This window comes from Lentzea sp. NPDC058436, from assembly GCF_042721515.1.
Classification (GTDB): Bacteria; Actinomycetota; Actinomycetes; order Mycobacteriales; family Pseudonocardiaceae; genus Lentzea.
Genome location: NZ_JBHXLF010000003.1, coordinates 765,479 through 778,478 on the forward strand (window position 1 = coordinate 765,479; position 13,000 = coordinate 778,478).

A 13,000-nucleotide genomic window follows, 5' to 3' on the forward strand; every position below is an offset into this window, starting at 1 on the left:
GCTTTACCTGGGCAAGTGGACCTGTTTCTCCTAGCATCAATTCCGCTGATCTTTCAGCGGCGGATTGTGGAGAGATCTTGGAAAACCGGCTGAAAGCGTGGTGCGCCGGAATCGGCGACCAGGTGGTGCCGGGCACGACCACGGTCGTGGAGGGCGCCCCCGGCACGGGCAAGACTGCGGCACTCGACGACGTCACCGCCCGCTGGGAGGCCAACGGCGGACAGGTCGTGCGAGCACGCGGCAGCGCGTTGGAAGGCGCGCTGCCGTTCGGGGTCGTGGCCCAGCTCTTCGACCTGATCGACCCCGATCTCGTGCCCGCGGAGGCGATGGGAGCGTTGCAGCTCACCGCCACGACCGCCGACTTCCCCGTGCTGCACGGCGTCTACCGGCTCGCGGCCGGGCTGGCCGCGCGCGGTGACCTGCTCGTCGTCGTGGACGACGCGCACTGGGCCGACTCCGCTTCCCTGCGCTGGCTGGCTTATCTGACGTTGCGGGTGGGCCGCCAGCCGATCGCCGTGGTGCTGGCCGTGGGCCTGGGCGAACGCTGCGACGACCCTTCGTACGGCGAGATCGTGGTGGCGTGCCGGCGGGTGACGCTAGACGTCCTGACGCTGAACGAGACGGACCGTCTCGTCTCGTCGGCGCTGGGTGAGGCCGCGCCGGAGTTCTCCCGGGCCTGCTTCGAGGCGACCGGTGGCAACCCGTTGGCCGTGACGCGCCTGGTCCAGGCCCTGGTGGAGGACGGCGTGACGCCGGCGGCCGACGCCGTGTGGCGGGTGACCGAGCGCGGCGCGGAGGTGGCTGGCGAGATCATGGCCGCCCGGCTGCGCCGCCGTCCCGCCTCCGTCGTGACCACGGCGCACTGCCTGGCAGCGCTGGGACCGTCACCGCATCCGGGTGTGCTGGCCGAACTGACCCGGCTGAGCCCGGCAGAATTGGCAGAGGCCGTCCGGACCGTCGCACTGCTCGGCGTGGCCGGACCCGCGGTGCTCGACGACATGTCCGCTCCGGCGCGGGCCGCGTTGCACATGCGGGTGGCCAGGTCGTTGCGCTCGCACGGCGCCGCGGACCGCGCCGTCGCCGATCACCTGCTGGAGACCTCGCCCGGTCTTGAACCGTGGGCGGGCGAGGTGCTCGACCGGGCCGCGCAGGAGGCGGTGACCCGTGGCGACACGTCCGGTGCCGCACGGTTGCTGTGGCGGGCGTTGCGCGAACCGGTGGCGAACCCGGCGCGGGCGTTGCGGCTGCTGGGGATCGCCGAACTGGTCGGCAACCTGCCCGGCGCGACGGCGCGGTTGCGCGAGGCGCTTCAGTCCGATGTGGACGACGTCGAGTCTGCCGTCGCGCTGTCGTACGCCCTGCACGCCGACGGCACCCCCGCCGAGATCCGTTCGGTGCTGGGCGATTCCCCCTGGGCGCAGGCACATCTGGCAGTGCACGGACTCGCGTGGCAGGAGGCCGTGCCGTCGTCGGTGTCGCTCGACTCGCCCGCCGGGGTGCTGCACCGCGTGATGGTCGGGGACATCAGCGCCACGGAAGCCGTATCGCGCGTCTCCACCGCGGACGTCCTGTCGTCGCTGACGTCCGCGATGATCCTCAACCTGGCCGACTCCCTCGACGAGGCGCTCGCCGTGCTGGACGACGTGGACCGCGCGCAGGCCCCGGCGTTGCGGGCGCTGACGAACGTGATGCGCGCGAACGTCCAGCGCCGCAAGGGAGATCTCACCTCCGCGCACGCCGACCTGGCCGTGGCCGCCGACCACCTGCGCCAGGACCGCCGCTGGCACGCGGTCTCCACGTGGCACGCGACGCTGCTCGCCGACATCCTGCTGGAGGAGGGCCGCCTCGACGAGGCCGACGTGGTGATCACCGAGGCCACGACGGACGAGGCTCGCCGCACCTGGTCGTTCGGCGGCATCCTGACCGTGCGCGGACGGCTGCTGACCGCGCGAGGCGACGATCACGAGGCCCTGGAAGCGTTTCTGGCCGCCGGACGGCACAGCGCCGCGTGGCCGTACCGCAACCCGGCACCCCTGGCGTGGCGTTCCGGCGCGGCCGTGGCGTACGCGGCACTGGGCGACGGCGAGCGGGCCCGCGCGATCGCCCAGGAGGAGGTCGCCCTGGCCCGCGTCTGGGGCGCGCCGCGCGCGTTGGGCATGGCGTTGCGCGCGGAGGGCAGGGTGACGGCCGGCGCGGCGGGTCGGACGTTGCTGGAGGAGGCCGTGCGGGTGCTGCGCGACTCCCCCGCCCGCCTGGAACTGGCGCGCGCGTTGGTCGACCTCGGTGTGGTGGCGCGGCGTCAGGACGACAAGGCCTTCGCCCGAGCGTGCCTGCGGGACGCGGTGGACCTGGCGCAGAAGTGCGGCTCCTCGGCGATGGCGGCGCGGGCCTACTCCGAACTGGTGGCGACGAGCGCCGGACCTCGGCGGATGCGGCAGACCGGCCCGACCGCGCTCACCCCGGTGGAGCACCAGGTGGCGGAACTGGCGGCACGCGGCCGTTCGGACGACGAGATCGCGTCCACGCTGCTCATGCCCGCCGACGACGTCGAGGGCGCGCTGTCCGGCATCTACCGCAAGCTAGGCGTGGGCGGCCGTTTGCAGCTCGCAGATGCACTCTTTGTGGACTAGTTCGGACCCGTTCGGCCGATAGTTCTCGTTGCGGCGTTCGGCCTATCGTCCTGCCCATGGCGAGCGAATTTCAGCGCAGCAAGGTGGACCTGGTGTTCGGCGCGATGGACGCCGACGGCGACGGTTTTCTGACCGCGAACGACTTCCGGTTGCTCGCGCAGCGCTGGGCCGAGCTGCGCGGCAGCGACGAGGAGCTGCTGTCGACCGTGATGCTGGGCTGGTGGACGACCCTGCAGTCGGTCGCGGGAGGCGCGGACTACGTGACGGTGCAGGACGTGCTCAACGTCGTGGACGTGTTGCCGGACAACATCGAGCCGGTGCTCGGCACGGCGGACGCGATGTTCAGCGCCGTGGACGCGAACCGCGACGACTACGTCTCCGAGGACGAGTACCGGACGATGATCACCGCCTGGACCGGCGACGACAGCGGGACCGTGTTCGCGAAGCTCGACCTCGACGGCGACGGACGGTTGTCGCGCAACGAGTTCACCACGCTGTGGGCCGAGTTCTGGGCCGGCGACGACCCCGACGCCGCCGGCTCCTACGTGTTCGGCCCGGTCCACGCAGCCTGAACGGGGTCGGTCAGGCTCCGTCCTCCAGGTCGCCCTCGGTCTCCAGGTACGCGGCCCGCAGAGCGTCCAGAGTGGACTCCTCCGGGTGCTCCCACATCTTGCGCTCGGCCGCCTCCAGCAGCCGCTCCGCGATGCCGTGCAACGCCCACGGGTTCGACGTCTGCAGGAACTTGCGCGTCTCCGGGTCGAGCACGTAGCTCTCGGTCAGCTTCTCGTACATCCAGTCCGCGACGACACCGGTCGTGGCGTCGTAGCCGAACAGGTACTCGACCGTCGCCTGCAGTTCGAACGCGCCCTTGTAGCCGTGGTTGCGCATCGCCCCGATCCAGCGCGGGTTCACCACGCGGGCGCGGAAGATCCGCGAGGTCTCCTCGGTCAGTGTGCGCGTGCGGACGGCCTCCGGGCGCGTGCTGTCACCGACGTACGCGGCGGGCGCCTTGCCCGTCAACGCCTTCACCATCGTGACCATGCCGCCGTGGTACTGGAAGTAGTCGTCCGAGTCGGCGATGTCGTGCTCGCGGGTGTCGATGTTCTTGGCCGCCACCGCGATCCGCCGGTACGCCGACTCCATGTCCGCGCGCGCCTCCACGCCGTCGACACCGCGGCCGTAGGCGTAGCCGCCCCACACCGCGTAGACCTCGGCGATGTCGGACGAGTCGCGCCAGTTGCGGCTGTCGATCAGCGGCAGGACGCCCGCGCCGTACGCGCCCGGCTTGGAACCGAAGACGCGCAACGTGGCCCGGCGCTGGTCGCCGTGCTCTTCGAGGTCGCGCAACATGTGCGCGCGCACGAAGTTCTGCTCCGCGGGCTCGTCCAGCGCGGCCACCAGCTGCACGGCATCGTCCAACATGGACACGACGTGCGGGAAGGCGTCGCGGAAGAAGCCGGAGATGCGGACCGTGACGTCGATGCGCGGCCGGTCGAGCTCCTCCAGCGGAACCACTTCGAGGCCGGTGACGCGGCGCGACTGGTCGTCCCACACCGGCCGGACGCCGAGCAGCGAGAACACCTCGGCGATGTCGTCGCCTGCGGTGCGCATCGCGGACGTGCCCCAGACCGACAGGCCGACCGACGGCGGCCACTCGCCGTCGTTCTCGTCGCGGTAGCGGGCGAGCAGCGAGTCGGCCATCGCCTGGCCGGTCTCCCACGCGAGCCGTGACGGGATCGCCTTCGGGTCGACCGAGTAGAAGTTGCGGCCGGTCGGCAGCACGTTCACCAGGCCGCGCAACGGAGAACCCGACGGACCGGCCGGAACGTAGCCACCGTCCAGCGCGTGCAGGACGTTCGTCATCTCGTCCGTGGTGCGCGCGAGCCGGGGCACGACCTCGACGGCCGCGAACTCCAGGATCTTCCGCACGTCCTCGGAGGAGTGCAGACCCGCCGCGGCGGAACGGTCCCAGCCCGCGTCCTCCATGGCCTGGACGAGCGCGCGGGCCTCTTCCTCGATCGCGTCGACGTCTTCACGGGCGGTGCCGACCAGCCCGAGCGCCTCGCGCAGACCGGGCAGCGCGGCGACCTGACCGCCCCACATCTGCCGCGCCTGCAGCATCGCGAGCACGAGGTTGACCCGCACCGACCCGGTCGGCGCCTCGCCGAGGACGTGCAGGCCGTCGCGGATCTGGACGTCCTTGACCTCGCACAGCCAGCCGTCGACGTGCAGGATGAACTCGTCGAACTCCGCGTCGTGCGGCCGGTCGTCCAGGCCCAGGTCGTGGTCGAGCTTCGCGGCCTTGATCAGCGTCCAGATCTGCGCGCGGATGGCCGGCACCTTGGCCGGGTCCATCGCGGAGATGTTCCCGTACTCGTCGAGCAGCTGCTCCAGGCGCGCGATGTCGCCGTAGCTGTCGGCGCGGGCCATCGGCGGCACGAGGTGGTCGACCAGCGTGGCGTGCGCACGCCGCTTGGCCTGCGTGCCCTCACCGGGGTCGTTGACGAGGAACGGGTAGATCAGCGGCAGGTCGCCGAGCGCCGCGTCCGTGCCGCAGGACGCCGACATGCCGACCGTCTTGCCGGGCAACCACTCCAGGTTGCCGTGCTTGCCGACGTGCACGACCGCGTCCGCGCCGAAGTTCGACTCGATCCACCGGTACGCCGCGAGGTAGTGGTGCGACGGCGGCAGGTCCGGGTCGTGGTAGATCGCGATGGGGTTCTCGCCGAACCCGCGCGGCGGCTGCACGATCACCGCGACGTTGCCGGACCGCAGCGCGGCCAGCACGATCTCGCCGTCCTTCGACTTCGAGAAGTCCACGAACAACGAGCCGGGCGCCTCACCCCAGTGCTCCCGCATCGACTCGCGGAAGTCCTCGGGCAGCGTCTCGTGGAACTCGCGGTAGTCGGCCGCGGCGATGCGGATCGGGTTGCTCTCGAACTGCTCCTGCGTGAGCCAGTCGGCGTCCTGGCCACCGGCGGCGATCAACGCGTGGATCAGCTTGTCGCCGTCGAGCTCGTCGACGCCCGGCAGTTCGTCACCGATGTCGTACCCGTGCTCCCGCATGGCCTTCAGCAGCCGGACGGTCGACGCGGGCGTGTCGAGCCCGACCGCGTTGCCGATGCGCGAGTGCTTGGTCGGGTACGCCGACAGCATCACGACGACCTTGCGCTCGGCGACCGGGATGTGGCGCAACCGGCCGTGCCGCACGGCGATGCCCGCGACGCGCAGCGCCCGTTCCGGGTCGGCGACGTAGATCGTGAGGCCGTCCTCGTCGATCTCCTTGAAGGAGAACGGGACCGTGATGATCCGGCCGTCGAACTCGGGGATCGCGACCTGGGTCGCGGTGTCCAAAGGAGACAGTCCGTCGTCGTTCTCGTCCCACGTCTCGCGGCTCGACGTGAGGCACAACCCCTGCAGGATCGGCACGTCGAGAGCCGCGAGCGCACCGACGTCCCACGCGTCGTTGTCACCACCGGCGGACGCCTTGGCGGGGTTCGTGCCCCCCGCCGCGAGCACGGTCACGACGAGCGCGTCGGCCTGGCGCAACGTGTCGAGCAGCTCGGGCTCGGCGGTGCGCAACGAGGAGCAGAAGACCGGCAGTGCCTTACCGCCCTTGGCCTCGATCGCGTCGCACAGCGCGTGGACGAACGCCGTGTTCCCGGCGACGTGGTGCGCGCGGTAGTAGAGGACCGCGACCGTCGGACCGTTCTCCGGCGTGGTCTCGCGCTCCAGCACGCCCCAGCTCGGGGTGGCCGCGGGCGCCTCGAAGCCGTGACCGGTCAGCAGCACGGTGTCGGAGAGGAACTTGTGCAGCTCGGTGAGGTTCGCCGGGCCGCCGTGCGCGAGGTAGAGGTGCGCCTCCGCGCACACGCCGCCTGCCACCGTCGACAGCTCCATGAGCGCCGCGTCGGGCTGCATCTCGCCGCCGAGCACCACCACGGGCAGGCCGCAGGCGAGCAGCCAGTCGAGCCCCTCCTCCCACATCCGGCGGCCGCCGAGGATGCGCACGACGACGAGGTCGACACCGTCGACGAGCCCGGGAAGGTCCTCGACGGTGGTGCGCGCCGGGTTGCCGAGCCGGTACTCGGCACCGCTCGCACGCGCCGACAGCAGGTCGGTGTCGGAGGTCGACAGCAGCAGGATCACGCAGGGCTCCATCCCTCGTGGGGTCCTCGCCCCAGGTTGCGGGTGACTGGCGAAGCAGAGTTCCTGACTCCCAGCGGTTCGCTGGTCACAGTGGCGGGACCGCGCCGGATTCACACCGGCTTCCTCCTGCGCTTCGTCGTTCGGGCTCACCCTAACCGGCGGGTTACAGTCCGACCTATGCGTAGTCACCCGGATGCCTGCCCCGGCGCCGTCGAGCTGCACCAGGCGGCCGACGGCGGGCTGGCGCGCATCCGGGTGCCGGGTGGGACTCTTCCCGCTGCTCAGTGGGACGTCGTGCGGCTGGCGGCGTTGGAGCTCGGGAACGGCTCGGTGGAGCTGACCTCGCGGGCGAACCTCCAGATCAGGGGCCTGGCGGACGGCGTGGAGCTGGGCGCGCGACTGGCCGCGGCGGGCCTGCTGCCGTCGGCCACGCACGAGCGGATGCGCAACATCATCGCGGCGCCGCTGGAGGACAACCAGGCGCTGGTCGACGAGATCGACGCGGCACTGTGCGCGGACCCGGCGCTGGCGGAGCTGCCAGGGCGTTTCCTGCTCACGATCGGCGCCTCGGTGAGCGGGCTGGGCGGCGACTTCGGCCTGGTCAGCGCACCGGACGGCACGTTCTCCCTCCTCCTCGCCGGCGCCGACACCGGCGTCCGCGTGACCGACCCCGTCGACGCCGTCCTCACCGCCGCCCGCCTCTTCCAGCGGCTGCGCGGCCCGGCCTGGCGCCTGTCCGAAGTGGACGACGGTGTGCGAAAGATCACCGCTCACTTCGGCGCCACCGACGCCCCGCGCGTCACCCCGGCTGTGACACCTGTCGCACCTTCACCGTTGACCCCAGGGGTCCCACTCGGTCGCCTCGACGCGCGTCAGCTCCCCGGCGTCGGCCTGCGCCTGACCCCGTGGCGCGGCCTGGTCGTCCCCGCCGGCACCGACACGTCCGGCCTCATCACCGACCCGGCCTCCCCCTGGCACGGCGTCAGCGCCTGCACCGGCCGCCCCGGCTGCGCGAAGTCGCTGTCCGACGTCCGCGCCGACGCCCGTGCCTGGCTCGGGACCCCGCACAGGCGGCCCGTCCACTGGTCCGGTTGTGCCCGCCGCTGCGGTCGTCCCGCAGGCGAAGTGATCGAGTTCGTCGCGACCGGCGACGGCTACGAGGAGATCCGTTGACGCAGTACATCAGGGACGGGGCGGAGATCTACCGCCAGTCCTTCGCCACCATCCGCGCGGAGTCGGACCTCACCCGGTTCCCCGACGACGTCGCGAAGGTCGTCGTCCGCATGATCCACGCGTGCGGCATGACCGACCTCCCCCAGGACGTCGCGTTCTCGCCGAACGTCGTCCAGAACGCCCGCGCGGCACTACGCGACGGCGCGCCGATCCTGTGCGACGCCAACATGGTCGCGTCCGGCGTGACCCGCCGGCGGCTGCCCGCGGACAACGAAGTCCTTTGCCTCCTCCAAGATCCGCGCACACCGGACCTGGCCAAGAGCATCGGCAACACGCGCAGCGCCGCGGCGCTGGAGCTGCTCGCGGACCGGTTCGACGGCGCGGTGATCGCGATCGGCAACGCCCCCACCGCGTTGTTCCACCTCCTCGACCTGATCGCCCAAGGGGCCCCGCGTCCCGCCGCGATCCTCGGCATCCCCGTCGGGTTCATCGGGGCCGCGGAGTCCAAGGAAGCTTTGGCCGCAACGGATCTGGAGCACCTCGTGGTGCGCGGCCGGCGCGGCGGCAGTGCCATGACGGCGGCGGCCATCAACGCGATCGCGAGCGAGGAAGAATGACGGGCAAGCTCTACGGCGTCGGCCTGGGTCCCGGCGACCCGGAACTCGTGACGGTCAAGGCCGCGCGACTCATCACCGAGGCCGACGTGGTCGCGTTCCACAGCGCGCGGCACGGCAGGTCGGTGGCGAAGACCATCGCGGCGCCGTACTTCCGCGACGGCCAGATCATGGAACAGCTCGTCTACCCGGTCACCACCGAGGACACCGACGACTACCAGGGCGAGATCGACACCTTCTACGAGGAGGCAGCCGGCAAGCTCGCCGCGCACCTCGACGCGGGTCGGAACGTCGTCGTGCTCGCCGCCGGGGACCCGTTCTTCTACGGCTCCTACATGCACATGCACAAGCGCCTCAAAGACCACTACGAGTGGGAGGTCGTGCCCGGCGTGACGTCGGTGAGCGGTGCGAGCGCGGTCCTCGGCACCCCGCTCGTCGAACGCGACGAGGTGCTCACGATCCTGCCCGGCACGTTGCCGCCCGCCGAGCTCGCGAGCCGTCTCGCCGACACCGACAGTGCCGCGATCCTCAAGCTGGGCCGCACTTTCGGCAACGTCCGCGAGGCGCTCGAAGCGTCCGGACGACTCGACGGCGCCTGGTACGTCGAACGCGCCACCACCGGCAGGCAGAAGATGTCGCCGCTGGCGGACGTCGACCCCGAGACCGTCCCGTACTTCTCGCTGGCCCTGCTGCCGAGCCAGTCCAAGCCCGCCAAGCCGAAGGGCGAGGTCGTGGTCGTCGGACTCGGTCCCGGCGACCGCTCCTGGCTCACCCCGCAGGCCCGCCAGGAGCTGGAGGCCGCCGACGAACTGGTCGGCTACAGCACCTACCTGAACCGCGTTCCCCAGCGCCCTGGCCAGAACCGGCACTCCTCGCACAACCAGGTCGAGTCGGAACGCGCCGCCTTCGCCCTCGACCTCGCCCGCAAGGGCGCCCGCGTCGCCGTCGTCTCGTCAGGTGACCCCGGCGTCTTCGCCATGGCCACGGCGGTGCTGGAGGTCGCGGCGGAGACGGCGGACGTGCCGGTGCGCGTCATCCCCGGCGTCACGGCCGCGAACGCCGTGGCGGCCAAGGCGGGCGCACCGCTCGGGCACGACTACGCGGTGATCTCGTTGAGCGACAGGCTCAAGCCGTGGGACGTCATCGCCGAACGCCTGACCGCCACCGCGAAGGCCGACCTGGTGATCGCGATCTACAACCCGGCGTCGAAGGCCCGCACGCACCAGGTGGCGGACATGCGCGACCTGCTGCTCCAGCACCGCGCACCGGAGACGCCGATCGTCGTCGGACGCGACGTCGGCGGCCCGGAGGAAGAGATCCGCGTGCTCACGCTCGGCGAACTCGACCCGGCCACGATCGACATGCGCTGCCTGCTGATCATCGGCTCGTCGCAGACGGTCGTGACGCCCCAGGGCGTCGTCTTCACGCCCCGGCGGTACCCAACCAGCTGAGCGCGCCGTCCACGTCGGCCACCGTTTCCGCAGGTGGGAGTGGTGGCCGACGCACGACCACGACCGGCACCCCGAGCTGACGCGCGGCCTCCAGCTTGGCCGACGTCATCGCACCACCGCTGTCCTTGGTGACGAGCACGTCGATCTCCCGCGACCGCATCAGCTCCAGCTCACCGTCCACAGTGAACGGTCCGCGCGAGAGCAGCACCTCGATCCGTTGCGGCAGAGGCGGTTCCGGCGGCTCGACCATCCGCGCCAGGAACCACTGCGGGCACCCGGCGAACTCGCCGAGGTCCTGCCGCCCGGTCGTGAGGAAGACCCGCTCCCCCGGCAGCTCGCGTGCGGCCTCGGCCACGCTGTCGACCCACCGCCAGCCGGACTGCGGCGTGAAGCCCGGCCGCCGCAGGATCAGCAACGGCACACCGGCCTGCGAGCAGGCCTCGAAGGCGTTCGCGGTGATTCGCCGCGCGAACGGATGGGTCGCGTCGACCACGGCGTGGACATCGTTGTCGCGCAACCACTGCACGAGCCCGGCGACTCCGCCGAAGCCGCCGATGCGGACTTCGCCGGGAGGAAGGGCGGGACTGCTGACCCTGCCCGCCAGGGAGGAGACGACCGGACCGCGGAACACGGCGGGAGTGGTCAGGTCCGGGGTGCCGGCCGCGTGCGCTCCCACCTCCGGCACCACCCGCCGAGCCAGCTCCCGCGCCTCCCCCGTCCCGCCGAGGATGAGGATCATCGAACGCGCGTGGCCGAGTACAGGTGGCTGTCCGGGAACTGCGTCGCCCCGAGCACCCGCCCCACGATGATCACCGCGGTCCGCCTGATCCCGGCGGCCTCGACCTGCGCGGCGATGTCGTCCAGGGTCCCCCGCAACACGACCTCGTCCTCGCGGGAGGCGTAGGCGACGACCGCGACCGGGCAGTCGAGCCCGTAGTTCGGCACGAGCTCCGCCACGACGTCCGAGATCCGTTGCACGGCGAGGTGCAGCACGAGGGTCGCGTTGCTGCGACCCAGCGTGTCCAGGTCCTCACCCTCCGGCATCGGCGTGGCCCGCTGCGAGGTCCGCGTGAGGATCACCGTCTGCCCGACACCGGGCACCGTCAGCTCGCGCTGCAACGACGCCGCGGCCGCCGCGAACGCCGGCACCCCCGGCGTCACGTCGTAGGCGATCTCCAACGCGTCCAACCGGCGCATCTGCTCGGCCATCGCGCTGAACACCGACGGGTCCCCGGAGTGCAGCCGGGCCACGTCCAGCCCCTGCTCCGAGGCCGCGACGAGTTCGGCGACGATCTCGTCCAGCGTCAGCGACGCAGTGTCGACCTTGCGCGCGCCCGGCGGGCAGAAGTCCAGCAGTTCCACCGGCACCAGCGCGCCGGCGTAGAGGCAGACCGGGGACGACTCGATCAGCGACCGCCCCCGCACCGTGATCAGGTCGGCCGCTCCCGGCCCGGCCCCGATGAAGTGCACGGTCACTTCGTCACGCTCCACGTCGTCACCGGCATGTGCGGACGCCAGCCGGTGAACTTGCCGACCGACGAGCCGCGGTTCACCGCGATCCGCACCAGGTCGCCGCCGAGCCGCGCATACCACTGCGCCACCACGGCCTCGGACTCCAGCGTCACGGCGTTGACGACCAAACGACCACCGGACGCCAGAGCGTCCCAGCAGGACTGCAGCACGCCGGGCACGGTCACGCCCCCGCCGATGAAGATCGCGTCGGGCTTCTCCAGCCCCTGCAACGCGTCCGGCGCCCGTCCGATGTGGACCTCCACACCGGGCACCCCCAGAGACGCAGCGTTACCGGCGATTCGCTCTGCGCGTTCGGCCGACTGCTCGACGGCGATCGCGCGGCACGTCGGGTGCGTGCGCGCCCACTCGATGGCGATGGAACCCGATCCCGCGCCGACGTCCCACAGCAGCTGCCCGGGCAGCGGCGCCAATCTCGACAGCGAAATAGCCCGCACCTCTCGCTTCGTCAGCTGGCCATCGGATTCGTACACGTCGTCGGGCAGTCCGGGAACCCGTGAGAGAGCGCTCCCGCGGTACTCGATCGCGATCACGCACAGCGGGTCCGCGTCCTGCCCGGACCAAGGGTAAACCCGCTCGGCGGGACCACCTAGCTGTTCGAGCACGACGATCGGTCCGGCAATGCCCGCAACGGTCTCCGGGTCACCGCCCAGCACGAGCACGCGCCGTCCCGGCGTCAACACGGGGCGTAGCAGGTCGGCCGATCGTGCCACGAGCGACACGACCTCGACCTCGTTCAACGCCCACCCGAGCCGCGCGCAGGCCAGTGACACAGAGGACGGGTGCGGGACGACACGCACCCGTTCGCCCAGCAACCGCACCAAAGTGGTCCCGATGCCGTGGAACATCGGGTCACCCGACGCCAGGACGCACACGTCGCGGTACTTCTCGAACAACGCGGGCAGAGCCGGCACCAGCGGCGACGGCCACGCGACCCGTTCGAACTCCCCCGGCACCAGGTCGAGCTGCCGCTGCGAACCCATCAGCACACGCGAGGTGGAAACAGCCTGTTGGGCCGCAGGGGAAAGCCCGTCCCAGCCGTCGGCGCCGATGCCGACGACCACGACGTCAGACGGTGCCGGTGACACGCTTCACCTGGATCTCGATCACGACCCGCTGCGGGTTGGCCCTGGGCTGCTTGTACCGCAGGGCATAGCGCCGCTCGGCCTCGCGCACGGATTCCACGTCGTCACGCACGACGACGGGACCCTCCAACGTGGACCAACGCCGTCCGTCCACCTGGCACACCGCCGCGTACCCGGCCTTGAGGGCGTGCTTGACCTTCCAGGTCGTGCCGGACGTGATGACCCGCGCGACGCCGGTCTCCAGGTCGAGCGTGACGCCGACGGGCACCACGTGCGGAGTCCCGTCGGGACGGACGGTGGACAACGTGCACAGGTGCCGTTCGGTCCAGAACTCGGCGAACTCGGCACCCCGGTCGATCGACATGCCC

At 71.4% G+C, this 13,000-nt stretch carries 10 protein-coding genes and 1 riboswitch; of the genes, 5 read left to right on the forward strand and 5 right to left on the reverse strand.

Going from position 1 to position 13,000, the window contains the following annotated elements:
• Nucleotides 1-77: 77 nt before the first annotated feature.
• Nucleotides 78-2,630 (forward strand): AAA family ATPase, encoded by a 2,553-nt coding sequence (locus ACFWN2_RS17290; RefSeq protein WP_382428477.1) that lies wholly within the window; start codon nucleotides 78-80, stop codon nucleotides 2,628-2,630.
• 56 nt (nucleotides 2,631-2,686) lie between these two features.
• A complete protein-coding gene (locus tag ACFWN2_RS17295) occupies nucleotides 2,687-3,202 on the forward strand; it encodes an EF-hand domain-containing protein (protein WP_382428478.1) in 516 nt (171 codons plus the stop codon).
• Between the two features lie 10 nt (nucleotides 3,203-3,212).
• Here the strand turns inward: ACFWN2_RS17295 and cobN are convergent, their stop codons facing one another.
• The gene (cobN, locus tag ACFWN2_RS17300; RefSeq protein ID WP_382428479.1) at nucleotides 3,213-6,779 is read right to left on the reverse strand and encodes a cobaltochelatase subunit CobN; all 3,567 of its coding nucleotides are present in this window, start codon (nucleotides 6,777-6,779) and stop codon (nucleotides 3,213-3,215) included.
• Nucleotides 6,780-6,814: 35 nt separating this feature from the next.
• A riboswitch (cobalamin riboswitch) is annotated at nucleotides 6,815-6,948 on the reverse strand.
• Between the two features lie 8 nt (nucleotides 6,949-6,956).
• On the opposite strand from cobN, the gene ACFWN2_RS17305 reads away from it, so the two are divergent.
• The 3 genes from ACFWN2_RS17305 to ACFWN2_RS17315 are packed head-to-tail and all read left to right on the forward strand — an operon-like array spanning nucleotide 6,957 to nucleotide 10,017.
• A complete protein-coding gene (locus ACFWN2_RS17305) occupies nucleotides 6,957-7,952 on the forward strand; it encodes a hypothetical protein (RefSeq protein ID WP_382428480.1) in 996 nt (331 codons plus the stop codon).
• Nucleotides 7,949-8,569: a precorrin-8X methylmutase gene (locus ACFWN2_RS17310; RefSeq protein WP_382428481.1), complete on the forward strand. Its 621-nt coding sequence runs from the start codon at nucleotides 7,949-7,951 to the stop codon at nucleotides 8,567-8,569. Before ACFWN2_RS17305 ends, ACFWN2_RS17310 begins: the two co-directional genes overlap by 4 nt.
• A complete protein-coding gene (locus tag ACFWN2_RS17315) occupies nucleotides 8,566-10,017 on the forward strand; it encodes a precorrin-2 C(20)-methyltransferase (RefSeq protein ID WP_382428482.1) in 1,452 nt (483 codons plus the stop codon). Before ACFWN2_RS17310 ends, ACFWN2_RS17315 begins: the two co-directional genes overlap by 4 nt.
• On the opposite strand, the gene ACFWN2_RS17320 is transcribed toward ACFWN2_RS17315, so the two are convergent.
• The 4 genes from ACFWN2_RS17320 to ACFWN2_RS17335 are packed head-to-tail and all read right to left on the reverse strand — an operon-like array spanning nucleotide 9,989 to nucleotide 12,996.
• Nucleotides 9,989-10,756, reverse strand: coding sequence for a cobalt-precorrin-6A reductase (locus ACFWN2_RS17320; RefSeq protein WP_382428483.1), 768 nt, complete (start codon nucleotides 10,754-10,756; stop codon nucleotides 9,989-9,991). The two genes, ACFWN2_RS17315 and ACFWN2_RS17320, sit on opposite strands and share 29 nt — an antisense overlap.
• Complete coding sequence (cobM, locus tag ACFWN2_RS17325; RefSeq protein WP_382428742.1) at nucleotides 10,753-11,493, reverse strand: precorrin-4 C(11)-methyltransferase; 741 nt, start codon at nucleotides 11,491-11,493, stop codon at nucleotides 10,753-10,755. Before cobM ends, ACFWN2_RS17320 begins: the two co-directional genes overlap by 4 nt.
• Nucleotides 11,490-12,635 carry a precorrin-6y C5,15-methyltransferase (decarboxylating) subunit CbiE gene (gene cbiE / locus ACFWN2_RS17330; protein ID WP_382428484.1) on the reverse strand — a complete coding sequence of 382 codons (1,146 nt, stop codon included), beginning with the start codon at nucleotides 12,633-12,635 and terminating at the stop codon, nucleotides 11,490-11,492. The genes cobM and cbiE overlap by 4 nt, the downstream gene beginning before the upstream one ends.
• A complete protein-coding gene (locus ACFWN2_RS17335) occupies nucleotides 12,616-12,996 on the reverse strand; it encodes a TIGR03618 family F420-dependent PPOX class oxidoreductase (protein ID WP_382428485.1) in 381 nt (126 codons plus the stop codon). The genes cbiE and ACFWN2_RS17335 overlap by 20 nt, the downstream gene beginning before the upstream one ends.
• Between the last annotated feature and the right edge of the window lie 4 nt (nucleotides 12,997-13,000).